This window comes from Paenibacillus sonchi, from assembly GCF_016772475.1.
GTDB classification, from domain to species: Bacteria; Bacillota; Bacilli; order Paenibacillales; family Paenibacillaceae; genus Paenibacillus_AQ; species Paenibacillus_AQ sonchi.
On record NZ_CP068595.1, the window covers coordinates 116,833 to 141,125 of the forward strand.

At 52.8% G+C, this 24,293-nt stretch carries 21 protein-coding genes and 1 pseudogene; all 22 read right to left on the reverse strand.

The annotated features are described in order from the left end of the window. Positions 1-411: 411 nt before the first annotated feature. The 22 genes and pseudogenes from ileS to JI735_RS00705 all read right to left on the reverse strand — a co-directional run bounded on the left by ileS (position 412) and on the right by JI735_RS00705 (position 24,285). Positions 412-3,504, reverse strand: coding sequence for an isoleucine--tRNA ligase (gene ileS / locus JI735_RS00600; RefSeq protein WP_039837050.1), 3,093 nt, complete (start codon positions 3,502-3,504; stop codon positions 412-414). A gap of 997 nt (positions 3,505-4,501) precedes the next feature. Further along, the gene (locus JI735_RS00605) at positions 4,502-4,987 is read right to left on the reverse strand and encodes a DivIVA domain-containing protein (RefSeq protein ID WP_025707246.1); all 486 of its coding nucleotides are present in this window, start codon (positions 4,985-4,987) and stop codon (positions 4,502-4,504) included. 321 nt (positions 4,988-5,308) lie between these two features. Further along, positions 5,309-6,091 carry a YlmH family RNA-binding protein gene (locus JI735_RS00610; RefSeq protein ID WP_039837041.1) on the reverse strand — a complete coding sequence of 261 codons (783 nt, stop codon included), beginning with the start codon at positions 6,089-6,091 and terminating at the stop codon, positions 5,309-5,311. A gap of 9 nt (positions 6,092-6,100) precedes the next feature. Then, on the reverse strand, positions 6,101-6,367 hold the full coding sequence (locus tag JI735_RS00615; RefSeq protein ID WP_020427824.1) for a YggT family protein: 267 nt from the start codon (positions 6,365-6,367) through the stop codon (positions 6,101-6,103). A 7-nt stretch (positions 6,368-6,374) separates the two neighbouring features. Continuing rightward, positions 6,375-6,818, reverse strand: coding sequence for a cell division protein SepF (locus tag JI735_RS00620; protein WP_020427825.1), 444 nt, complete (start codon positions 6,816-6,818; stop codon positions 6,375-6,377). Next, a complete protein-coding gene (locus JI735_RS00625) occupies positions 6,818-7,510 on the reverse strand; it encodes a YggS family pyridoxal phosphate-dependent enzyme (protein ID WP_039837039.1) in 693 nt (230 codons plus the stop codon). The genes JI735_RS00620 and JI735_RS00625 overlap by 1 nt, the downstream gene beginning before the upstream one ends. A 3-nt stretch (positions 7,511-7,513) precedes the next feature. After that, positions 7,514-8,371 carry a peptidoglycan editing factor PgeF gene (gene pgeF, locus JI735_RS00630; protein WP_039837037.1) on the reverse strand — a complete coding sequence of 286 codons (858 nt, stop codon included), beginning with the start codon at positions 8,369-8,371 and terminating at the stop codon, positions 7,514-7,516. A 93-nt stretch (positions 8,372-8,464) separates the two neighbouring features. Next, complete coding sequence (locus tag JI735_RS00635) at positions 8,465-8,776, reverse strand: YlmC/YmxH family sporulation protein (RefSeq protein ID WP_039837034.1); 312 nt, start codon at positions 8,774-8,776, stop codon at positions 8,465-8,467. A gap of 188 nt (positions 8,777-8,964) precedes the next feature. Further along, positions 8,965-9,747, reverse strand: coding sequence for an RNA polymerase sporulation sigma factor SigG (sigG, locus tag JI735_RS00640; RefSeq protein ID WP_019909334.1), 783 nt, complete (start codon positions 9,745-9,747; stop codon positions 8,965-8,967). 78 nt (positions 9,748-9,825) lie between these two features. Further along, on the reverse strand, positions 9,826-10,548 hold the full coding sequence (sigE, locus tag JI735_RS00645; RefSeq protein WP_025707241.1) for an RNA polymerase sporulation sigma factor SigE: 723 nt from the start codon (positions 10,546-10,548) through the stop codon (positions 9,826-9,828). Between the two features lie 61 nt (positions 10,549-10,609). Beyond that, complete coding sequence (spoIIGA, locus tag JI735_RS00650; protein ID WP_039837043.1) at positions 10,610-11,557, reverse strand: sigma-E processing peptidase SpoIIGA; 948 nt, start codon at positions 11,555-11,557, stop codon at positions 10,610-10,612. Positions 11,558-11,955: 398 nt separating this feature from the next. Beyond that, positions 11,956-12,996: an Rpn family recombination-promoting nuclease/putative transposase gene (locus JI735_RS00655; RefSeq protein WP_202676931.1), complete on the reverse strand. Its 1,041-nt coding sequence runs from the start codon at positions 12,994-12,996 to the stop codon at positions 11,956-11,958. A gap of 116 nt (positions 12,997-13,112) precedes the next feature. Next, a complete protein-coding gene (gene ftsZ / locus JI735_RS00660; RefSeq protein WP_039837031.1) occupies positions 13,113-14,228 on the reverse strand; it encodes a cell division protein FtsZ in 1,116 nt (371 codons plus the stop codon). Between the two features lie 63 nt (positions 14,229-14,291). Then, positions 14,292-15,557, reverse strand: coding sequence for a cell division protein FtsA (gene ftsA / locus JI735_RS00665; RefSeq protein WP_039837029.1), 1,266 nt, complete (start codon positions 15,555-15,557; stop codon positions 14,292-14,294). Next, a complete protein-coding gene (locus tag JI735_RS00670) occupies positions 15,544-15,726 on the reverse strand; it encodes a hypothetical protein (RefSeq protein WP_020427835.1) in 183 nt (60 codons plus the stop codon). Before JI735_RS00670 ends, ftsA begins: the two co-directional genes overlap by 14 nt. A gap of 176 nt (positions 15,727-15,902) precedes the next feature. After that, positions 15,903-16,667 carry a cell division protein FtsQ/DivIB gene (locus JI735_RS00675; RefSeq protein WP_039837027.1) on the reverse strand — a complete coding sequence of 255 codons (765 nt, stop codon included), beginning with the start codon at positions 16,665-16,667 and terminating at the stop codon, positions 15,903-15,905. A gap of 64 nt (positions 16,668-16,731) precedes the next feature. Continuing rightward, the gene (gene murA, locus JI735_RS00680; RefSeq protein WP_039837025.1) at positions 16,732-18,015 is read right to left on the reverse strand and encodes a UDP-N-acetylglucosamine 1-carboxyvinyltransferase; all 1,284 of its coding nucleotides are present in this window, start codon (positions 18,013-18,015) and stop codon (positions 16,732-16,734) included. 221 nt (positions 18,016-18,236) lie between these two features. Next, positions 18,237-19,353 (reverse strand): annotated as a pseudogene (murG, locus tag JI735_RS00685) (undecaprenyldiphospho-muramoylpentapeptide beta-N-acetylglucosaminyltransferase). A 5-nt stretch (positions 19,354-19,358) separates the two neighbouring features. Then, positions 19,359-20,456: a stage V sporulation protein E gene (spoVE, locus tag JI735_RS00690; protein ID WP_202676932.1), complete on the reverse strand. Its 1,098-nt coding sequence runs from the start codon at positions 20,454-20,456 to the stop codon at positions 19,359-19,361. Between the two features lie 48 nt (positions 20,457-20,504). Continuing rightward, positions 20,505-21,923 (reverse strand): UDP-N-acetylmuramoyl-L-alanine--D-glutamate ligase, encoded by a 1,419-nt coding sequence (gene murD, locus JI735_RS00695; protein ID WP_039837021.1) that lies wholly within the window; start codon positions 21,921-21,923, stop codon positions 20,505-20,507. A 3-nt stretch (positions 21,924-21,926) separates the two neighbouring features. Then, positions 21,927-22,892 carry a phospho-N-acetylmuramoyl-pentapeptide-transferase gene (gene mraY, locus JI735_RS00700; protein WP_039837020.1) on the reverse strand — a complete coding sequence of 322 codons (966 nt, stop codon included), beginning with the start codon at positions 22,890-22,892 and terminating at the stop codon, positions 21,927-21,929. Positions 22,893-22,908: 16 nt separating this feature from the next. Next, complete coding sequence (locus JI735_RS00705; RefSeq protein WP_325175566.1) at positions 22,909-24,285, reverse strand: UDP-N-acetylmuramoyl-tripeptide--D-alanyl-D-alanine ligase; 1,377 nt, start codon at positions 24,283-24,285, stop codon at positions 22,909-22,911. Between the last annotated feature and the right edge of the window lie 8 nt (positions 24,286-24,293).

The window sequence follows — 24,293 nt, forward strand, 5'->3', positions numbered from 1 at the left end:
CGTTAGGATCACCGCTGATGCCGCGGAAATCCGCAGGAGGCTGGTCCAGGCCATGTGCATTCAAGCGCACAGAACGCCCCTGCTTCATTCCCCCGCTCAAACTGACGCGGTGAATGCTTTTCTGGAGTACTGCTGTCTGCCTGACTGCTTATGCCCTGCTGCGTGCTGCTGCCCGCCCCGGATGTTCTGATTGAGATTCTTCCTGTTTTCCCGAAGCGGTGCTTGTCCTCTTGCCGTCCCTCCATGGCGTTGACTCCTCCCTAGCGTCACTTAAGGTCCACAAAGTAAACGAGCCCGGTCAAAAGAGAGAGGACTCTCTTTAAGCACCGGGCTCGTCATTTTGCCGCTAACCCCTAGAATCTTATCCTTTGCCGCTAGTATATGCCATTAAGGGACAGGTAATGCACACCTTTAGGCTCCGATATGAATTCCGATCGATTTGCCTCCGGCTTCTACGGTCTCAAACGCATGCTCTCCATCGAAATCAACTGTAGTTACCAGCACATTCTCGCGGAGCACATGTTCAAATGCCGTTACTGCCGCTTTCAGCTCGCCGTCCACCTTAAGCGTCAGCGCAATCCGTTTCTCAATCGGCAGATCCAGGCGTTTGCGGTAATCCTGGACCGCGCGCACGATCTCGCGTACCCAGCCTTCCTGCACCAGCTCCGGTGTGATCTCCGTATTCAGCGCTACTGTAAGTCCGTACCCGGATGCCGAAGCAAAACCAGGTTTGGCCTGTTTCTCTACAAGCAGCTCCTCAGCGGTAATCTGCAGCTCTTCCCCTTCCGGAGATACAATCGCAATAACGCCTTCCTGTACGGTTTTGCGGGTAGCCTCACTATCCAAGGCTTTCAGGAAGCCCTGGAGGAAGCCGACGTTTTTACCGTATTTTTTACCGGCCACCTTCAGATTGAGCTTCAATGTAAAATCTACAAATCCGCTGTCGCTGTGCTCCACCACAATCTCTTTGACATTGATTTCATCCTTGATGATCTCTTCGTAATCCGCCAAATGGAAGCTGCGGTCAATCGATACAATCAGCTCGGACAACGGCTGGCGGTTCTTGATGCCGGTCTCATTGCGGACGTTGCGGGCCAGCTCAACAATCTGTCTCGCACTCTCCATATCCTGCTCTAGCTCCAGATCGATCAGACTCTCATCGGCCACAGGATAATCTGCCAAATGCACACTTTCACCGCCGCCCAGATTCATAAAGATATCCTCGGACAGCATCGGTGTAAAGGGAGCCATCAGCGTAGCCGTAGTCAGCAGAACATGCGTCAATGTGCGGTAAGCATCAAGCTTCTCCTCGCCCAGCCCGCTGCCCCAGAAACGGTCACGGGAACGGCGGATATACCAGTTGCTCAGCTCATCCACAAAGTTTTCAACCGCCTTGGACGTATTGACGAAGTCATTAACCGCCAGGCCCTTATCCACCAGCAGGATCAGACTGTTCAGACGGGACAGAATCCAGCGGTCCAGCTTATGCCCCGATACTTTGAACGGATGATCAGCAGGATCATAGCCGTCGATGCCGGCATACAGCGTCAGGAACGCATGGGTGTTGACCAGCGTATCCACAATTTTGGATTTGGTCTCACCAACCAGGCCGCGCGAGAACCGTTTGTTGTTCCATGGCGCGCTGTCGGACAGGATCGCCCAGCGGAACGCATCCGTGCCGTATTCGTTCATGATTTCCCAAGGGTCAATGACATTGCCTTTGGATTTGGACATTTTTTGGCCGTTCTCATCAAAGATGTGGCCGTGGGCAATAACCGCCTTATACGGAGCTTTGCCTTTGAACAGCGTCGATACCGCAAGCAAGCTGTAGAACCAGCCGCGTGTCTGGTCAATCCCTTCGCAGATCATGTCTGCCGGATATTGGTCCTCGAACTTGTCTTGATTTTCAAACGGATAGTGGCTTTGGGCGAACGGCATCGAGCCGCTGTCAAACCAGACGTCGATAACCTCTGAGGTCCGCACCATTACTCCGCCCTCGCTGAACGGACTGCGCAGCTTGATGTTGTCTACATAAGGCTTGTGGAGCTCGATATCCTCCGGCACCTCTCCGATCGCCATCGATCTCAGTTCAGCAATGCTGTGCGGCGCAAATTCCTTGCCCGTATCCTGGCAGACCCAGATATTCAGCGGAGTCCCCCAATAGCGGTTGCGGCTGATGTTCCAGTCCACCAGTTCCTCCAGGAATTTGCCGAAGCGGCCTTCGCGCACGTGATCCGGGTACCAATCCACACTGTTGTTGTTCGCAATAAGCTGGTCCTTGATGGCCGTTGTCTGGATAAACCAGCTGTCTGTTGCATAGTAGAGCAGCGGGGTATCGCAGCGCCAGCAGAACGGATAGCTGTGCTCGTATTTCTCTTTGCTGTACAGCAGGCCTTTCTCGGATAGCACCTTGACAATATCCAGATCGCAATCCTTCACGAACCGTCCGGCAAAATCAGAAACCACATCCGTATACTTACCGGAAGTATCTACTACGTTGACAAAGCTGATGCCATTCTCACGGCAGCTTTTATAGTCATCTTCGCCATGTGCCGGAGCCATATGCACGATCCCTGTACCGCTGGAATCCGTAACAAAGGATGCGCCGACGATTACATTATGTTTTTCGGCCTGGATATATCCGAATGGCGGTGTATAGCTCTGACCGATAAAATCCGTGCCCTTGTGCGTGGACAGGATCGTATATTCACCCTTCAATACCTCTTCCGCGAGATTCTTTGCGAGCACATACACGCCGTCTTCCTGCCGGGCGCGGACATACTCCATGTCCGGGTTCATCGCCAGTGCCATATGCGCCGGCAGTGTCCAAGGCGTGGTCGTCCAGGCGAGCACATAGTCGCCGCTGCCGTTCAGCTTGAACTTGGCTGTTGCACTAAGGTCTTTAACCGTCTTGTAGCCCTGCGCCACTTCATGCGAGCTTAGCGTCGTCTGGCAGCTTGGGCAATACGGGCTTACCCGGTGTCCGCGGTACAGCAGCCCTTTCTCATGGACCGTTGCAAGAATGTTCCACACGCTCTCGATGTACGTATTGTCCAAGGTAACATACGGGTGATCCAGATCGGTCCAGTACCCGATGGCTTCCGTGAACTCGCGCCACTGCTTCTCGTACCCGAAGACACTTTCCTTACACTCCTTGATGAACTTCTCCACACCATATTCTTCGATCTCTTGCTTGCCGGAGATTCCCAGCTTTTTCTGTACGCCGAGTTCTACCGGCAGCCCGTGAGTATCCCAGCCTGCCTTACGCACTACCCGGTAGCCTTTCATCGTCTGGTAGCGGCCGATAAAGTCCTTGATGACCCGCCCGAGCACGTGCCCGATATGCGGTACGCCATTGGCCGTCGGCGGTCCTTCATAGAACACATAGTTCGGACGGCCTTCACGGTTCTCCATGGATCTGCGGAACGTATTTTCGTCGCTCCATTTCTTCAAAATGCGGACGTCTCTGGCCCGCGCTTTTTCTTTGACATCTACCTTTTGCATTGATGGTCAATCCTTCCATGGTTTTGTCTTAAAACCTCTTCGATCCCTCCCAAACCCTCCCTTAGCCAAGGGAGGGCCCCGAGGGCTCCGCCCTCTGGACACCCGGAACATTGTCTAACTTCCGGGGAGAGGCGGGTTTTGATCAACTGTTGTCGTAATGCCCGCTTATCGCCGCAAGCGGCACGCTCTACCTCAGGCCGCCTCCCGCCAAGGCCTGGCATTGCCCTTGGCGACCCGCCCGCGAACCCGAAGGGCAGCGCTTGGTGGGGAGCCTCTCGCGGCGGGGCGGAGCCGCCGCTGCCTTGCCCGGGCGACCCGCCCGCGAACCCGTAGGGCAGCGCTTGGCGGGGTGCCTCTCGCTTTTGTTTTTCGCCCTTCCGCATGGAAGGCCCCGCAGGCGTCCCCGTCAGGGGAGCCTAAGAAGGGCCGCTCCCCCGCCGAACAAATCCTTTCCCTTCCGCAGACGCCCCTCTTTCCACGAACAATCCCTTGTTGCGGGTGTCCAGAGGGCGGCCAGCCCTTGGGGTCCCCCTTAGAAGGGGGATTTAGGGGGATGATCAACGTAAAAAATGCGCCGCCCCGCCCCCAAGGGGCGAGACGACGCTCGCGATACCACCCTAATTCTGTGCCTCATGCACATCCGCAAAGGATGTGTATTCAGTACAATCTCAGTTCCGCGCAGCATGCTGGCCGCACGGGTCCGGGATAACGTCCGGCAGACGGCTTAGGCCTACACACGTATGGAACGCTTCAGCTTAGCTTCTAGGGGAAGATCTTCCGAGCAAGGCGTGAACAATCGGCTCGCAGCAATCACCGACTCTCTGGAGAACATTACCTTATCGTACTTGTCCCGTCATCGAATAGATATGAACAGATTACAGATATGTTCTAGTTATAGACGTTTTAAGCAGAAATGTCAATCTTGAAGACGGAAGCAACCCTCCGCAGCAGGGAGGGCTGCGGTGTACATTGAACGGCCCGAAAGGCTGTCTGCCGCTCAGAGCGCGTTCTCGCTTACCTCGCGGCTCTCCAAGGCGTTCCAGTCGTCGGTGGACAGCAGCTCCAGCTGCGCTTCCAGCAGCGTCCGGAAACGGGTGCGGTAGATGGAAGCCTGCTTGCGCAGCTCTTCCGTCTCGATCGCAACCTTGCGGGATTTAGATAATGCTTCGTTAATGATCCGGTCGGCGTTTTTCTCCGCTTCCTTGATGATCAGCTGGGACTCCTTTTTGGAGTTGTTTTTCACATCATCGGCTGCTTCCTGAGCAACGAGAATCGTTTTGGACAGGCTCTCTTCGATGTTCACAAAATGATCGAGCCGCTCCTGAAGGGACAAAAGCTGGTTGTGCAGCTCCTTATTTTCACGGATGACGCTCTCATAATCCTTGATGACCTGATCCAGAAATTCGTTGACCTCATCCTCATCATAACCGCGGATTCTCCTGGAGAACTCCTTGTTATGTATATCGAGTGGTGTTAATGGCATGCTGTGCACCTCCTAGAAATTTCGGACCTCTTGTGCCCCTGAACCCTTATCTATCCGCAGACAAAATAGAAAGACTATATTTAAGTAGAAGCAGCTGTGGCCCTCCTTAAGAGAACAGTATCCGTTTCAGCGGAACTATAAGACCAGCCACTTGCAAAATATTATCTGCCCTTATAGCTCATGTATACGCGAATCACGGAATTCACTCGGCTGCCGCTGGGGCCGCCTCTTCTACAAGTATCGGCGTTCAGCTTTCAAAATGTTTGGCTCCCTATAGAGATATTCAATTTCGACAGACAGCACTGGATTCCTGCATAGATTTCAGACAAATTTGCCGACCTGCACCCGATAGCGGCCTTTTTTGGTCAGAGATCCGATCTCCAGAATCTTGAACCGGCCAAAACCCTGAATGGAGACCATATCCCCGTCCTTAAGTCCGCAGGAAGGATCTTCCTCAACCTTCCAGTTGACGCGGACCTTGCCGGCCTTGATGGGCGCAAGAATTTTACTCCGGCTAAGCCGGGTCACATCCGCCGCAATGCCGTCAAGCCGCAGCGAAGCAACCGTCAAGTCTATGGTCTCCAGCTTCACCTGGCTGCTGCGCAGACCGGATAATGGCAATATCTCTGTACTGACATTTATCCGGTGCACACCGGTCAGGTTCATCGCCAAATAATCGGCGATGTCCGCCGCCACAACTACATGACAGCCATCCTCGAGCACATGGATATCGCCGATTTTCCCTCTCTTCATTCCCAGCCCCAGGATTGCGCCCATATAATCGCCATGTTCCAAGGCCAGAAACTTTTGTTCTCCAGAGGAAATGGCGAGGACCTTCAGCTTCATATCTTCGGCCTCAAGGTCCAGGTAATCGGGAGCCACCAATGCCCGCTTCCGTTCTGCTTCCGCCGATCCGCCTTCCCACCTTACAGAAACATCCGGGTGGCGGTTAACCAGCGTCTGCAGAATAAAACCTTGGCGGGGGTCCAAAAATTCTGTCAGCTTGGATTCATGATACTCTCCTGCACTGGTGACCCACTCCAAGGCCTTGTCCACAAATTGCCGTTCGTCGGGGTGGAAATGTCCGTAAATTTCATTCTTCATCGCAGCAGCCTAAAATACATACGCCACAATATACTGCAATCCGTTCTTGGCAAATTCCAGTACAAACAGGGCAATAATCGGGGAGATGTCTATCGTTCCGAACAGTGCCGGAATAATCCGCCGGAAGGGGGTGAGGTACGGTTCCACCAGCTTGCCAAGCAATTCTCCGATGAAGCTGTCCCGTACATTCGGAAGCCAGGACATAAGGACGTAGAAGATGATCATCACGAAGTAGATGTTGTATAGGATTTCAATAATTAGATTGATTTGGGACAAAGCCCGTTCACCTCATTCTGTTGTAGTCTTGATCGTCACCCAGAATCTCCGAAATGGAGCCTTGGATTTCAACGGTATCCGGTGTGCACATAAATATATTGCCCCCAATTTTGGAAATCCCTCCGCCCAGGGCATAAACGGTTCCGCTGAGAAAATCAATGATCCGCATCGCCTGGTCATTTCGGACCCGCTGCAGATTGATTACTACGGTGCGGTGGGCTCTGAGATGGTCGGCGATTTCCTGTGCCTCCTCGTAAGAACGGGGCTCATACAGCACGACTTTTACATTTTTTTGCGAATGGATACTGACGACGTTCGCCCGCTGATTTTTGCGGGTTTCTACAGGGGCAGGCTCATATTCTTCCTCATCGCGGGAAATTTGCTCCCGCTCTACAATTTCCTCTTCCTCCTGCAAGCCCAAAAAACTCATAAACCGGTTCATCACGCCCATCAAGCTCCCTCCTCATGGCCTACTAATACCGTACCCAGGCGTACCCAGGTGGCTCCTTCCTCTATCGCCACTTCAAAATCATTCGACATTCCCATCGACAGCTCTTGTATAGGCTCAGGTGTCAAGGCCAGCAGATTAAGCTTATCGCGAAGCTCCCTTAACCCGCGGAAAACCGGGCGGGTCTGCTCCGGCTCCGCTTCATAAGGCGCCATAGTCATCAGTCCGATGACCTTAATGCGGTGCAGACCCGCGATTTCATGCAGAAACCCAGGCACGTCCCCGGGGGCCAGACCGAATTTCGTATCTTCTCCCGAGATATTCACCTGGAGGAAGACGTTCACGGTAATTCCAGCAGCATCGGCCTTTTTGTGCAATTCTCGCGCCAGTGACCAACGGTCAAGCGAGTGTATATATTGAAATTTGCCAATAACATCCTTGACCTTATTGGTTTGCAAATGTCCGATGAAATGCCAGGTTCCTTTATGTCCCAGGGCATTCCATTTGGGCTCAGCATCCTGCCAGCGGCTTTCAGCAATATCCTCAAGACCTGCCTCCAGCACTGCGGATACCGTTTCCAATGATACATATTTCGTCACAGCGATAACCTTGACGTCCGCCACATCCCGGCCGCTTGCTGCACAGGCACGTGCTACACGTTCCTCTACGCCGGCTATTCTTTCCTGCAGTGTCAACGTTCAGCTCTCCTTTATTCCGATCCAGCTCGTCATTCTTCCTGTAACTCCGTTTTCCTTCCGGTACGAAAAGAATAAATCCTGATTACAGCTTGTACACCAAGATGTACATTCGATATGAGTCGGCAATATTCCTGCTTTAATCATAATGCGTCGATTCATTTCTTTCAAGTTCAGCATGCTTTTACGGTCATCCGCTTCCGATGTTCGGTATAAGTCCTGTGAGGGGCCGGAACCCGCTGCCGTCTTCAGGCCATCCTCAAGCTGGCGGATATGATCCATGACATAGTCGTCCACTTCATAACAGCAGTCCCCGATTGAAGGTCCGATCCCGGCAAGAATATCCTGCGGGCGGCTGCCATACCCCGTCTCCATGCGGGCTACCATAGCAGCAGCAATCTCTGCCACGGTTCCTTTCCAGCCCGCATGTGCGAGTCCAACCACTTTCTTCAGGGGATCATAGAAGTAGAGCGGCACACAATCGGCATAAAAAGAGGTCAACAGCACACCCGGTACATTCGTGAGCAAACCATCCGTTCCTTGAAACGCCGATGCTCTGTCCAAACTGCCCCGCCCGCGGTCGTCCGCTTTAACCACAGCTATATCTTTACCGTGGGTTTGCTCTCCGCAGGTCCAGTCCTGCAATGTAAAACCGAGGCTTTCTGCAAGCAAAGTACGATTCCCGAGCACATCCGACGGTTCATCTCCAACATGAAAAGCACAATTAAAGCTGTCATAAGGCGCTTTGCCTATACCACCCTGTCTGCCTGTGAATCCTGCAGTAATTTCGGCATGCTCCGCACGCCAAGGCTCCAAATGAAGCAGCATAGGCGCGCCGCTCTTTTGCATAAACGGTTCCATTTTTTCACCTCGCCCTAAGTGTACCACAAGATGCCTTCACAGATTTATTTCGTGAACCATATCAATTTTTATATTAAAAAAAGACGCACCTTGTCAATAAGTGCGCCGGTCACTGCGGTCTCCCCGCTCCAGATACATCGGTTCCCGCTCTTCCTGATTTTGCGGCATCCGGATTTCCTCCATCTTGACGAGTACAACATCGGCGCCGATCTTCACGATATTCCGCCAGGGAATAATCAGGTCCGTGCCTCCACCGAAGAGGCCCATAAATCGCGTATACCCCGGAATAATGATTGCATCGATCACGCCGCGGCGGAGATCAAGTTCCAGATCACTGATCTGCCCCAGCCGCTTCCCGTCGATAATATTGATCACATCCTTCGTCTGGAAATTAGAGATTTTCATTTTTTTACCGCTACCTATAGAATCGTCGTTCACCTCGCCACCCCTGTACATTCAGACATATAGTCCAATATATGTTATGCAGGCTTGGCCACATGCCTAAATTCAAGTGCCTGTCCAATAAAAAGGGCGCCCGGACAGCGATTATTCACCGCACCCGGAACACCCTTGTCCAACCCTGCTATGTGTGTTTAAGACTTAACATGCTTCTGCATCTGCTGAATGGCCGACTTCTCCAGACGGGATACCTGAGCCTGAGAGATGCCAATCTCATCAGCGACCTCCATTTGGGTTTTGCCTTCAAAAAAACGCATCGACAGAATCCTTTTTTCCCGCTGGCCCAGCCGCTGCATCGCCTCGCGGAGCGCAATTTCCTCGATCCACGACACATCCTTGTTTTTGTCATCGCTGATCTGATCCATCACATAAATCGGATCTCCGCCGTCGTGATAGATGGGTTCGAACAAAGAGACCGGGTCCTGAATCGCATCGAGAGCAAATACCACATCTTCTTTGGGAACGCCAAGCGCCTCGGAAATTTCAAAAATCGTCGGTTCCCGTGAATTCTGATTCGTCAGACTGTCCCGCACCTGCAGCGCTTTATATGCAATGTCCCGCAGGGACCGGGAGACCCGGATCGGGTTGTTGTCACGTAAGTAGCGGCGGATTTCACCGATGATCATCGGCACCGCATAGGTGGAGAACTTCACATTTTGCGATAAGTCAAAGTTATCGATGGCTTTCATCAACCCGATGCAGCCTACCTGGAACAGGTCGTCAACGAACTCTCCCCGGTTGTTGAATCTTTGAATAACGCTAAGAACGAGTCTAAGGTTACCGTTTACCAATTTCTCTCTGGCGGATCGCTCGCCCTGCTGCTGCAGCGAAGTGAACAGCTCCCGCATCTCCACGTTCGTCAGAACGGGCAGCTTGGCGGTGTCCACACCGCAAATCTCGACTTTATTTCGGGTCATGATGATTTACCTCCCAAGGAGAAACATTACTGTACATTATCTCCCCGGTCCGGCATTTTATTCCTTGGCTTTTTAAGCTCAGACCATCTTGTTGAACTCTTTGCGCAGCCGCTTGATGATTCTTTTCTCCAAACGCGAGATGTAGGATTGGGAGATTCCCAGCAGATCGGCAACATCCTTTTGCGTTTTTTCTTCCCCGCCGCGCAGCCCGAAACGCAGCTCCATAATCAGTCTTTCCCGCTCGCTCAGCTTCTCCAGCGCCTTCTGCAGCAGTTTGCGGTCCACCTGCTCTTCAATGTTGCGGTAGATGGTGTCATTCTCCGTGCCCAGCACATCCGAGAGCAGCAGCTCGTTGCCGTCCCAGTCGATATTCAGCGGCTCATCAAAAGAAACCTCACTCCGGGTTTTGCTGTTGCGCCGCAAATACATCAGAATCTCATTCTCAATGCAGCGCGAGGCGTAGGTGGCCAGCTTGATTTTTTTCTCCGGGTCAAAGGTGTTGACGGCCTTGATCAAGCCAATCGCCCCGATGGATACCAGATCCTCAATGTTAATGCCGGTGTTCTCGAATTTGCGGGCAATATAGACCACCAGCCGCAAGTTGCGTTCAATCAGCATGGCACGGACCGCCGCATCGCCACTGGAAAGCCGCTGCAGCAGGAATTCCTCTTCTTCTCTTGTCAGGGGCGGGGGCAAAGCCTCACTTCCGCCGATATAATAGATTTCCTGGCTCTTCAGCCCCAGCAGAAACAGCATGCGGTAATATTGCAGCTGCAGCGCAATCTTCCATTTGACCATTATTGTTCCTCCTTCAAGAAGTGCACAGTTGCCCTGAGATGGTTCTTTGTCCTTCAGCGAATAATCATGAAGGCACCGCCGCCTCCGCAGCGGTCTCTCTTTGGGTCAGGTCAGGGTGTATGACCGCCCGGTACGCGCCGTCTCCCGACAGTGTCCCGCCATCCAGCCCGATAAGGACCCTTTTGCTGAAAAAGGTTTCCTCTCCAAGCTTTATCGTCACCAGATCCGGCTTCAGCGCGAGCATAAGCGATGCTCCGCGGTTGACTCCCCTATAAGGCACCAGCCGTAATCTGTCCTGCCAGGCAAAAGACTGCCCGTCCGCTTCCAGCAAGAGCTTATCGCTGCTAATCTCGGTCAGCCTGCCTTTCCAGGAGGCCGGCAAATGTCCCTCCCACAGCGACGCTTCCATCACCATAACCGGAATCCGGGTTAACGGATCATTCAAACGGTTGCCGGTGTCCAGCAGTCCGGGGCATGTGACGCTCACCCCCTCAATCTCAACGCATACTTCTCCAATGTACGTCTCCAGTTGTTCCCTCCGGACTTTTGAGGACTGGACCAGTTTGAAGAGAAGCAGGACCAGCGGAAAAAGCGCAAGCACGAACCAAAACCCGATTTTCAAACGGTAAGCTTGGCCGCCGGAGGAGGTGAACAGAATTCCGTTCCAGATGTCGCCAGAGCTCTGCAGCAAGTAGTGAACGCCGACAATTCCGCCGGCCGCGGCAAAATTAATCATATAAAATGCCCCTAGTGCCCGAAGGTAGCTTTGCAGATTCCTGAAACCAAAAGCGATCCACAGCATGACTACCGACAAACCAAACTTGATGAGAAAGGTGTACAGGAACGAAAGTTCCGGCACAAACATCATCACCACATAAAGTGCGCCAACCAGCGCGGAGAGAATGAGCCGCCACCAAGAGACTTTCAGTTTGACCAGCCAGCCTGTGAGCCATAAAAGAATTCCGTCGATCAGCAGATTGGCCGCGAAGATCAAGTCAATATAAACAACCAGTGGATTCACCTGCCTGCTAGCGGGGGATCTATCCGAAAGACTAAGGTTCAAGCTCTCTTTTTGGACGATATGATTAGTATAGAAAGACTCGCATCCAAAGTCTGTCTAAACTTGGGGGGCATTCCTGAGGTTTTTTTGTCGGTTTATAGCATCAATTCCCTTCTCTCAGACATGGGGGCAGCAGCAGCCTCCACCGTTCTTGCTCCGCACCTGAATAGGTTCAAATGTTCAACCAGGAAATAAAAACAAGCTGGTCTACACCCTATGTTTCTTACATGATCTGCGGCCATGGCTGTTGGTGCCGGACAGCCTCTGCTGAAAATTAGGTTCAGGCGCTGCCAAACGCACAAAAGCCAGCCTTCGTACGGCTGACTTTGCACAAACCTATTGTCTTTTATTTATTGGATGGATTGTATTTCTTCCTCGCTTAGCCCCGTCGCTGCCTGTATGGAGGAGAGCTCCAGTCCCATAGCCAGCAGGTTTTTTGCTACTTCAAGCTTGCCTTCTCTCAACCCTTCCTTTTTGCCTTCCTTGACTCCTTTTTTGATTCCTTCTTTAATGCCCTCTTTAATGCCTTCTTTTTTGCCTTCTTTTTTGCCTTCTATTTTACCTTCTTTAATTCCTTCTTTAATTCCTTCTTTAATTCCTTCTTTAATTCCTTCTTTAATTCCTTCCTTTAGTCCCTTTTGCAGTCCTTCTTGCAGTCCTTCCTGCATGCCCTTGGCAAAGCCCTCTCTTTGGGCACCGTCCCTTTGCGAGGCTTCGTCATGCAGAGCTTTCTGGCGTTCTTCGTATTTACGCCGCGCTTCAGAATCCTGACTTAAAAATTCCAACGTCTCCATGGCCTTTCTCAAAGCCGGTTCATTCATCTGCAAAACCTCCCAATTCGAATTATCGCTCCCTTTCAGAAATAGGAGCCAATTGATTAATCCGCCTTCACCAGGAACAGCCGGCTGATTCAGCTTAGGCAGTTCCAAAAAGTGAATCTCTATGTCATCTGTAAGCGGTGCGCCGCTGATATCCTCCCGCAGATGAAAGACACTGTGAGTATGTTCATTGGGCAGCACCTTATAATTTAAGATATTAATCGTTACGCATTTTTTGAGTTCTGTGTATCTGCCGCCGGTCTGCAATTGCCCGGAGTACCTTTTGCTCCAGTAATATAAGGTCCGCTTCTCCATATCGTATTTGTTGAACAGCTGCATTTCAATATTGATCAGCTTTCCTTCTACGGTTTTGGCCCAGATATCAAAGATGGACAGCTTATCCTGCGGGTCATCCTTATCTGTATAAGGATTAAGCAGAATTACTTCATCCAGGGGAGCATCACCGGCATCTATGAAGATATGGTTTAAAAAAGCCAGCAGCACATCCTTGTTATTCTCGCTGGCAAAAATTCGTTTGAATACAAAATCAACCCGGGGATCCAGCAATTCCATAATATCCACTCCCGTTATCCGTATTATAACAGCTAAAAAAACAAAAAACACCGTATCACTCCATAGCAAAAGCTATGGGGATACGGTGCTTCCGTATACTCGTATGTGACTATAGACTAATCGTTATTGCCGCGTGTGCGGTTGCGCAGGAACGTTGGGATGTCCAGCTGGTCAGAAGGCGTCTGATTGCCAAAAGGACGCAGGTTGGCGTTCTTGTCAACCGCAGGCTCACTGCTGCTGCTCGCTGCAGGACGGCGGTTAGGCGCAATCGGAGATGGCTTATGCTCAAAGCCGGTGGCGATCACCGTAACTTTAATTTCATCCTTCATGCTCTCCTCAATAATGGCCCCGAAGATCATATTCACTTCAGGATCGGAAGCGGAAGTAACAATCTCCGCCGCTTCATTGACTTCATACAAGGAGAGATTGGATCCGCCTGTGATGTTCATGATGACGCCGCGTGCGCCTTCGATGGATGTTTCCAGCAACGGGCTCATAATCGCTTTGCGGGCTGCTTCCGAGGCGCGGTTCTCGCCGGTGGCAATCCCGATGCCCATCAAGGCTGAGCCGCGTTCTGTCATAATGGTCTTCACATCGGCAAAGTCAAGGTTGATCAGACCCGGAACAGCGATCAGGTCGGAAATACCCTGCACCGCTTGCCGGAGTACGTTGTCCGCTTCGCGGAAGGCTTCCAGCATCGGAGTTTTCTTATCCACAATTTCAAGCAAACGGTCATTCGGGATGACAATGAGCGTATCTACCTTTTCCTTCAATGCCTCAATGCCGAGCTCCGCCTGATTCGAGCGCTTTCTTCCTTCAAAAGTAAACGGACGCGTTACAACGCCAACCGTCAGCGCTCCGCATTCTCTGGCGATTTCAGCAATCACGGGTGCGGCGCCTGTACCGGTCCCCCCACCCATGCCTGCGGTTACAAATACCATATCCGCACCTTTAAGCGTATTGGAAATCAGATCGCGGGATTCTTCGGCCGCTTTCTTGCCCACCTCAGGATTGGCACCAGCGCCAAGCCCCCGGGTCAGCTTGTCCCCGATTTGCAGTTTATGCTCCGATTTGGCCATATGCAGCGCTTGGGCATCTGTATTAACTGTGATGAATTCAACACCCTGAACGCCATTTTCAATCATCCGGTTGACAGCGTTGCTTCCTCCGCCGCCTACGCCGATGACTTTTATTTGCGCCAAGCTCTCCATTTCAAAATCAAATTCCAACATATTGTTCCATCTCCCCCTAGAATAGTGCTTGGATGGCCGGTCCAAGTATATCTGGACTTACACTTATATGAACTCGCTGAACATATTCTTTAGACGTTCCACCAAACCAGGCTTCTTCACGGTATCCTGACTGGGTACAGCGTTCTGCTTGTTCCGGTTGACCGTCTTTTTGTTGCCGCTTCCCCCGCCGTTGCTTCGTCCCCGGAAGCTGCGGACAACATTATGCAGGATGCCTACACCACCGGTGAAACCGGGGTCACGGACACCGATATAGTCAGGTACAGCAATGCGCACTGACGCTGCCAGCTCGGTCTGAGCCGCTTTCAGCACGCCTGGCATGGATACAGTCCCACCCGATAGTATATAACCTCCGGGAAGCTCTGTGTAACCAAGCCGTTTTACTTCCTGCCGGATCAGATGAAAAATCTCCTGCACTCTCGGCTCGATAATCGCAGCCAAATCTTCCTGGTTGAACTCTTTTTCCACATTGCTGCCGATACGCAAAACCTTGAACACTACGTCAGAAGCAGCATCATCAATCCAGGCGCAGCCATATTTCAGCTTGACCTTTTCCGCCTGATCCGTAAGTGTCCGGAGTCCGTAGGCAATATCATTAGTTACAAATTCTCCGCCGATCGGAATCGTGGAGGTTGCACAAAGGGAACCTTCTTCATATACGGCTATCGTTGTTGAACCTGCACCGATATCCACCAGTACAGCACCCATTGATTTCTCATCTTTGGATAGCGCCAATCCACCGGCTCCAAGAGACATCAGCACAAGATCTTTAACTTTCAGCCCTGATTTCTCTACACAGCGAAGCAGATTATGTATTGGCGTTTTGGCTCCGGTAATAATCGTCGCCTCCACTTCCAGACGAACGCCGATCATTCCGCGCGGATCCTGGATACCTTCAAGACCGTCAACGATATATTGTTTGGCGACAACATCAATCACTTCGCGTTCAGGAGGCAGTGCGATAACTTCAGCCGCCTTGATTACCCGGTCAATGTCATCCTCGCTGATTTCACGGTCCTCATTCTGAACAGCCACGACACCGTGGCTGGACTGCAGGCCGATATGATTGCCGGATATGCCGACATAGACCTCGGAAATTTGGATGCCAACCATTTGCTCCGCATGGTCTACAGCGCTCTTGATCGATTGTACGGTCTGGTCGATATCTACGATCGCACCTTTGCGTATTCCTTCTGAATCAGCAGATCCAACGCCAATAATATTAAAGGTTCCATTGGTAACTTCCCCAATTATTGCCCGAACTTTGGATGTACCGATGTCCAAACTAACAATGATGTCATTGTTGCTCAAGCCCTATGGCACCTCCTGATATGATCAAAATAAATGGTAAAGCCAGTAAAACAGCTTGTTCCCGGTCACGGGAAACTCCTCTGTACATATTCAACATACCTAATCCTTTCCCTCTTTTTTCTACAAATTTTTTGAATGGAATAATATAACAAGCATTCCGCATAAACATAGATGCCTCCTAAAATCTGTAAAACAAGAAGACTATGAAGTAAAAATAAGTTTAATCAAGAAACACCATCCATATTTACGGCTTCAGTTCAAAAAATCCGCAGAAAAAAGAAGGATACAGCTTATTGCCCGTAAATCCGATTGTAGCATTTTTCCCGCCCTAATAGTAGGGACTATTTACTCTTGTGCGTCTTGTTTATCCTGATTTGCTGCCTCTGCGTCCTGAAATGGGACATAAGAATCAGCTTCCAGCATTTTGATCAGCCCGGGCTCCTCGGTCTCGATGACCTGATTCAAATATTCCACCTTATTCTTAAGCAGGGAAATCGCTGTGATGACCTCAAAATGCGACCGTGTATAAAGCTTGATCCGGTCCGGAAAGGACAGCGTCGGCGAGGGCACGATCTCGGAAATATCACTTGTCAGTTCATTCGGGATGCCGGCTAGCGCCTGGCACAGCTTGGCCTTGTAGGGGTCCTCTTCCTTCCAGCCTGTCAGGATGGGCTTCTCTACCGCAATTCCGGTTTCATTCACAGCCACGGCCGCCCCGCTGGATAAAATGGCTTCAAGTACACCAGCCTCGTCCAGCTCATAAGCGACAGCAGGATATTCCTTAATGCTTATGGTGACTGTGCCCGGAAAACTTTTCACGACCGCAGCTTCCTGGATGGTCTTTAGCTTCTTCAAAGAGTCCTCCACAGAAGCTTTGGAGACGGCAAAAAATTGTCCCCCTACCGCCAGCCCGCTTTGGGCCAGAAGCTCGTTCCGGGTGGTATATTTGTTGCCTTCAAATTGGATCTCTGTAATGCGGCTGAGCGACGAACGGAAAAAAATCACGGCCAGCAGTGCGATGAACAACAGCAGCAGAATGATCGTAACCTTCCGGCTCATTTTTTTGCTTGGCTTGTCCTCTTTAAGCAGAGGTAAACGGGTTTTAGGCATTCTCGTATCTCCGTAATAAGGCCCTGTCTCCTTCCTCGCATCAAGCCGGAGGAGACAGGGAGCTTTAATTGGCCAAATCTAACGGACCGGGCACAGGTACTTTGCGGCTGATGCGTGCTCCAAGCTTCTGGAAGAGTTTTTCAATGCCATCATAACCGCGGTCAATATGATGGGCCTGCTCAACCACCGTAGTTCCGTGAGCTGCAAGTCCGGCGATCACCAGGGCGGCTCCGGCCCGCAGGTCGGTTGCTTCCACCGTAGCTCCATATAACCTCTGCACCCCGCGGATGAAAGCCCGGTTCAGGTCAATGGAGATATCAGCACCCATCCGCGCCATTTCTTCCACATGCTTAAAGCGGCCTTCGAACACAGTCTCTTTAATGACGCTGAACCCGTCGGCCAGCGACAGCAGCACCATAACCTGGGACTGCAGGTCCGTAGGAAAGGAAGGATAGGGGGAGGTTACGATTCTCTCAACCGCGCGCGGTCTTCCCATACAGCTGATATTAATTATATCATTGCAAACTGTAATTTGAACACCAGCCCGTCTAAGTACATGAATAAGCGACGTTAAATGACCGGCATTGGTATGGGTCAACGTCACATTGCCCCGGGTCGCGGCCGCAGCAATCATCACGGTACCGGCTACAATCCGGTCTGGAATAACCTCATAGCTGCACGGATAGAGCTTTTTCACACCTTGGATGGTAATCGTATCGGTACCCGCACCGATGATCTGAGCACCCATCTGGTTCAGAAAATTCTGCAGATCCTGGATTTCCGGTTCCCTCGCTGCGCCCGATATCGTTGTGGTCCCTTCCGCCATGGCAGCGGCCATCATAATATTCTCTGTCGCCCCGACACTCGGATAATCCAGATGAACTTCGCTTCCCGTCAGCCTGGCCGCCCTGCAGGAAATCCGCCCATTAGACTCCTCAATCTCCGCGCCAAGCTGTTTGAGCCCCTGCAGGTGAAGATCGATCTTGCGTTCGCCAATCGCACAGCCTCCCGGCTGGTAAATCGTCACCTCGCCGAATCTGGATAGTAACGGTCCCATCAGAAAAATGGAGGATCTCATCTGCCGCATCAGATCCTCTGGAACATGAGATGTGCCCAAGGGCGAAGTATCAATCGTTACTGTCTCTTCTTCATGAGCACACCTGCACCCCAGCCGTTCCAGAATGTTCAGCATAGTTTCGATGTCCAGCAGTTTCGGCACATTGTGCAGTGAGTGAACTCCTTCGGCCAGCAGGCTAGCCGCCAGAATCGGCAGTGCCGCATTTTTTGCTCCATGGATACGTATGGTGCCTGACAGGGGATTTCCACCCTCAATCACCAATTTGTCCAATGTATCACCTCCGAGATTACCGCTCACCCACCACTGGGCACTTCCCGAACAAGAATCAATGAACGGTCAGGTAAGCTCTCCTGTCCTGCATTGCATGGACTAAGAAGTGCTCTGGGTGATTGTCACGATTATAGGATTATCCTATGTTCGTGGCCCCGGGTGTGTGACAGTGAAGAGCAATGGGCAGGAAAACCCCTCCAGCCGGAGGAACAGGACGTTCCTTACGGCTTCCGTTTTGCCGCCAGTCTGCGCAGCTCGCTCACAACAAGGGCAGCGGAATCCCTTTTGCCCAGGCGGCGGGAAGCTTCCGACATCTGCCTGCGCACAGGCTCCGCACCGATAATCTTCTGGACAGCTTCCATCAGGGACTTACCGTTCAAATCCTTCTCAAGCAGCACAACTGCCGCTCCTTCACGTTCCAATTGCCTTGCATTTGCTTCCTGGTGGTTATTTGTCACGTTCAGGGGACGGGATAAGAACGGAGGGAATGCCCAGTGCTGTAATTTCAGCAAGAAAAGAAGCGCCCGCCCGGTTCACGATAAGCGAGGTGCAAGCCAGCACCTCAGGCATATTGTGGACGTAAGGAAGAAGATGCAGCCAGCTCGGCTCGCTGCCCAGCTTCTCACGCAGCGCTTTGCGGGTTTCTTCGAAATAAGCTTCACCGGTCACATATACATAGTGGACACCATTACCCTTACCCACAAAGGGGGCCATCTCAATCATCGCCTGATTAATAGCCCGGGCTCCGCCGCTGCCGCCTACCATAAGCACAACTGTGCTGCCCTCGGGAATCCCGAGTGAAGCAAAGCCGCGCTGGGGGTTCGCAGCAGTCACCGTAGTCGCCCGGGGATTGCCGGTATAAATTACATGTTTGCCTCCGGGAAAAGCCGATTCTGTTCCTTCAAAGCTGACAGCAACCGTATCGGCGTAACGGCTGAGAAAACGGTTGGTCAGCCCCGGAATCGCGTTCTGTTCATGAATCAGGGTAGGAATGCCAAGCTTGGAGGCCGCATACACGACCGGCCCGCACACATAACCGCCTGTGCCAATCACGACATCCGGCTTGAATTCCCGGAGCATTTCCTTGGAGGCTTTGACCCCTTTCAGAAAACGCATTACCGTCTTCACATTGTCCATGGAAAGCTTGCGGCGGAAGCCGGTAATATCTATCGATTGGAATGGAAGATTTTCATTAGGAACCAGCTTGCTCTCCAGACCCCGCTTCCCGCCAATATACAAGAAAGCCGGGTCTTTGTCTTCCGCCTGAAGCTGCCTGGCAACGGCGACAGCGGGATAGATATGTCCCCCTGTGCCGCCGCCGCTTAATACGATACGCATGTCTTTCACCTCGCATAACGGGATAGGTTGAGTAAAATGCCGAGTGCCGTGAGCATCAATGTCAGCGATGAGCCTCCATAGCTGATCAGCGGAAGCGTGATGCCGGTAACCGGCATGAGGCCGATAACGACGCCGATGTTGATGACCACCTGAACAGCCACCATACAGACGATGCCTACCGCCAAATAGCTCCCGAAACGGTCCGGGAGGCTCATCGCCACCTTCATGCCCCGCCAGATCAGGATCAGAAACAGGAGCAGCACGATCAGCCCTCCGATAAACCCAAGCTCCTCAGCCAATATGGAAAAAATAAAATCGGTCTGCGGCTCCGGCACATAGCTGTATTTTTGCCGGCTCATGCCGAGCCCCAGTCCGCCAAGTCCCCCCGGACCAATCGCATAAAGCGACTGGATAATCTGGTAGCCCGCCCCCAGCGGGTCGGACCAGGGGTCCAGAAACGCCGTAATCCGCTGCAGGCGGTAAGGTGCAGCCGCCACCAGCGCTGCAAAACCCGCCACGCCCAGAGCGCCCAGGGACAGCAGATGCTTCATCCGGGCCCCTGCTGTAAAAACCATCATCAGGGCGGCGCCAAACATGACGGTGCCTGTCCCCAGGTCCGGCTGCAGCATGATCAGGGCAAAGGCAGAGCCGATCAGCGCCAGCGGAGGCAGCAGCCCCCGCGTGAAGGCCGAGATATCATAATCCTCCTTGCCCAGCCAGTTGGCGAGATACAGAATCATCCCCATCTTCATGAATTCGGAGGGCTGAATCCCGAAGGAGCTGATGCCGAGCCAGCTGCGGGCTCCGCCGCGCACAACGCCGATGCCGGGAATCAGCACCAGGACAAGCAGAATGAAGCAGACAATCAGCGCGGGTCTGGCCAGCTTCTTCAGCACCAGATAATCGGTGTTCGCGGTGACGAACATTGCGCCAAGTCCCAGCCCCGCGAACAAAAGCTGTCTTTTGACAAAATAAAACGAATCGCCATAATTGCGGAAGCCCAATACGGACCCTGCGCTGTAGACCATCACCATGCCGATGGCCAGGAGGGACAGAATAACCATCAGTATCCAGATATCGGGCGCATGACGGGATTTGTTCATCAGGAGCACACCTCTTGACTCGGTAGTAGGGGCTTATCCACCCCCTACTTAAAGGTTATGCACCGCCTCTTTAAAAATACGCCCGCGCTCCTCATAGGATGTAAACATATCCCAACTGGCGCAGGCAGGAGACAGGAGAACGATATCTCCCGCTTCCGCCAGAGCGGAAGCCTCCCGCACGGCTTCTTGCAGCACGGCGGCGGCGCTCTCCCCATTATCGACGGAGATAATGCGCTTTACTCCTGCCATGCCCGCTACGGCTGCCAGCTTGTCCTTGGTCTGCCCCAGCGCCACTAGGGCTTTGACGCCGCCGAGGACAGGCAGCAGCTCCATATAGTCAGAGCCGCGGTCCAGTCCGCCGGCAATCAGAACCACCGGCTTCCGGAAGGAGGCCAGCGCCATGGAGGTCGCTTTGGAGTTAGTCGCTTTGGAGTTGTTGTAATAAGCTGCCCCCGCCTTATCCGCCACATACTCCAGCCGGTGCTCCACACCTCTGAAATTCGCCAGCACTTCCGCCAGCCCGGCAGGGTCTGCACCCGCAGCGATGGCTATTCCGCAGGCCGCCAGCGCATTTTCCACATTGAAGCGGCCCGGCAGGCCGATTGAATCCACAGCGGCAATTTCCGTCTCACTCTCGGAATAATCCCGGTAGACAATCATCCGCTTAAGGTCATCTTCAGTATCCGGAACAAAGGCCGGACGGACAAAGACCCCCTGAACCAGCTCCTCAGTCATGGAGAACGGAAGAATGCCTGCCTTGATATAAGGCACCAGCTCCCGGCAGACCGGATCATCCCAGTTCAGCACCGCAGTATCGCTTGGCCCCTGATTGGCAAACAGCTTGGCCTTGGAGGCTATGTAATCCTCCATTCCGCCATGATAATCCAGATGAGTCTCGGCCACATTCAGCAGACAGCCCACCTTGGGGCGGAACGCTTTTGTGCCTTTTAGCTGAAAACTGCTAAGCTCGACAACCATCCAGTTGTCTGCGTGAGCCTCCTGTGCGGCCTGGCAGAGGGGTGTGCCGATGTTCCCGGCCACGATAGGGTGCATTCCCGCAGCGTCCAGCATACGGCCCACCCAGGTGGTTGTCGTCGTCTTGCCGTTCGAACCGGTAATGCCGATCATTGGCGCCGCGCACAGATGGTAGGCTACCTCCACCTCCGTCACTACCTCGATGCCCAGTTCCAGCGCTTTTTGAACGGGAGGCACGGAATAGGGGATCCCCGGGTTCTTAACCACAAGGCTCACACCCGGATGAATCAATCCCTCCGGATGACCGCCGCATATAACAGAAATTCCCAAAGATTCCAGTTCGGAAGCTTCGGGACTTTGATCTCTTTCCTTTTTGTCGTTAACCGTTACGGCCGCGCCGCGCTCATGCAGCACCTTGGCCACCTGAACGCCGCTTTTGGCTAGGCCCAGGACGACCACTTCCTTACCACGGTATTGATCTGGATGCTCCATTCTTTACAACCCCTTGCTCAAGATTAATCCAACTGCCGCCAGCACCAGGCTAACCGCCCAGAAAGAGACAACTACCCGCCATTCCGACCAGCCGCCCAGCTCAAAATGATGATGGATCGGGCTCATGCGGAAAATGCGTTTGCCGCGTGTTTTGAACGAGGCGACCTGCAGTACGACAGACAGCATTTCAATAACGAACACACCGCCGATTACAACAAACAGCAGCTCGCTTTTGGTGACAATGGAAATCGCCCCTATAGCGCCGCCAATCCCGAAAGAACCGAAATCGCCCATGAATACCTTCGCCGGATGCGCATTGAACACCAGAAAGCCAAGGACCGCACCGATCATTGCCGCCGCACAGACGCCAGCCGCAATCGAGGTAGCCTGCATCGCCACCACGGCAAAGGCAGCGAGCGCAATCGCACTGACGCCTGACAGCAGCCCATCTACACCATCGGTAAAATTCACGGCATTTGTTACAGCCATCATCATGATAATAATAAACGGATAGTAAAACCAGCCGCCCCAATCAACGCTGATGGATGTGCCCGGAATACTGATGCCGGTATTATGCCCCGCGTTAATCAGCAGTCCGCACATCACCGCTCCGACCAGCAGCTGGCCCAGCAGTTTCTGCCGCGGCGTCAGCCCCAGGGAACGCTTGAACGCAATTTTGATATAGTCGTCCAGGAAGCCGATCAGCCCATAGCCTAGCGCGGCTACCAGCAGAACATAGAAGTCAGAGTTCACGACTGAAAATTTCAGAAAAGACAATGTGAAGGCCACCATGATGATAATGCCGCCCATCGTAGGTGTTCCGGCTTTTTTCAAATGGGTTTGTGGTCCGTCGTCACGGACCTGCTGTCCGAATTTCATCCTCCGCAGCAGCGGAATGAAGAGCGGAGCGGCAATGACCGCAAGGATAAAGGACACAGCAATAGTCAGCAGAAGTAGTTGATAATCCATGGGTACACCCCCTCCATTAGTTTGGTTCCGCCTGAGAATGGTCGTTCAGGCTGTGCAGCACTTCCTCCAGGCGCATTCCCCGCGAAGCTTTGAACAGCACCACATCCCTTGGATCGGTCCGGCCGGTCAGGGCTGCCGTAAGCTCCTTCTTATCCGTAAAAGCAAACACGCGCTCAGGACCAAACCGTTCTTCCGCCTTCCGGGCGGTGTGCGCAGAAAGAGGTCCAAAGGTAAACACCAGATCTGTCTGGGCAGGATCAAGGTAACGGCCGATCTCCTCATGGAAAAGCACCTCATCCGGCCCAAGTTCCAGCATGTCCCCCAGCACAGCGATTCTTTTGCCGCTGCATTTCATGGCCTGCAGCACATCAATGGCTGCTCTCATCGAGGTGGGACTTGCATTATAGGCGTCATTCAGCATGGTAAGGCCTGAAGCCGCCTGCATCATTTCAATCCGCATACCGGTCAGTTTAAGCCTGCTTAAGGCTTCCTCAATGCTGTCCTCGGATATGCTGTAGTGGCGGGCAACCGCCAGCGCTGCCAGAGCATTCACCACGTTATGCCGCCCTGGAAGCGGCAAGGTGAAGGCATGCTCCGCATGAAGGTGGGAAGTAAAGGTCATCCCCCCCATATGCGTCATCATCCCTGTAGGGTAGTCGGCATTGTCTGGAGACAAGCCAAAGCGGAAGGTTCTCATCCCCTCCGGAGCCCGGAACGCAGGCTCCGCCATCACCTCGGAGAGCAGCGGTTCGTCTCCGTTATAAATCAGGAGACCTCCCGGCTTCAATCCTCCGGCGATTTCCAGCTTGGCCCGGGCAATCTCCTTGCGGGAGCCCAGCTGCAGCAAATGGGATTCGCCTACATTGGTAATGACAGCCACATCGGGCGGCGCCAAAGCAGCCAGCAGAGCAATCTCGCCGCGCGAGCTCATCCCCATCTCCAGGACCGCAATCTGAACATCCCCGCTCATGGAGAGAATCGTCAGCGGAAGACCGATATGGTTATTGAAATTCCCTTGGGTTTTGTGAACCTTGTACTGTCCCTCCAGCAAGGCTGTAATCATATCCTTCGTGGTTGTCTTTCCGTTGCTGCCGGTAACGGCGACCACCTGCGGCGCGATTTGGCTTAAATAAGCGGAGGCCAGCTTCTGCAGCGCGGTGAGCGTGTCATCCACCAGGATCACACTGCCATTCTCAGGAGCTGCACCCTTATCCCGCTGCCATAAGGTGGCGGCGGCGCCTGCCGCCAAGGAGGCGGCACTATAATCATGTCCGTCAAAATGATCTCCAATCAGCGGAACGAACAGACAGGCAGGCGTAATTTTGCGGGAGTCGGTAACGACTCCCGCAATGCTCTTATCCATATCATAAGCGGAGGACAGCTCTCCCCGCACATGGCAGC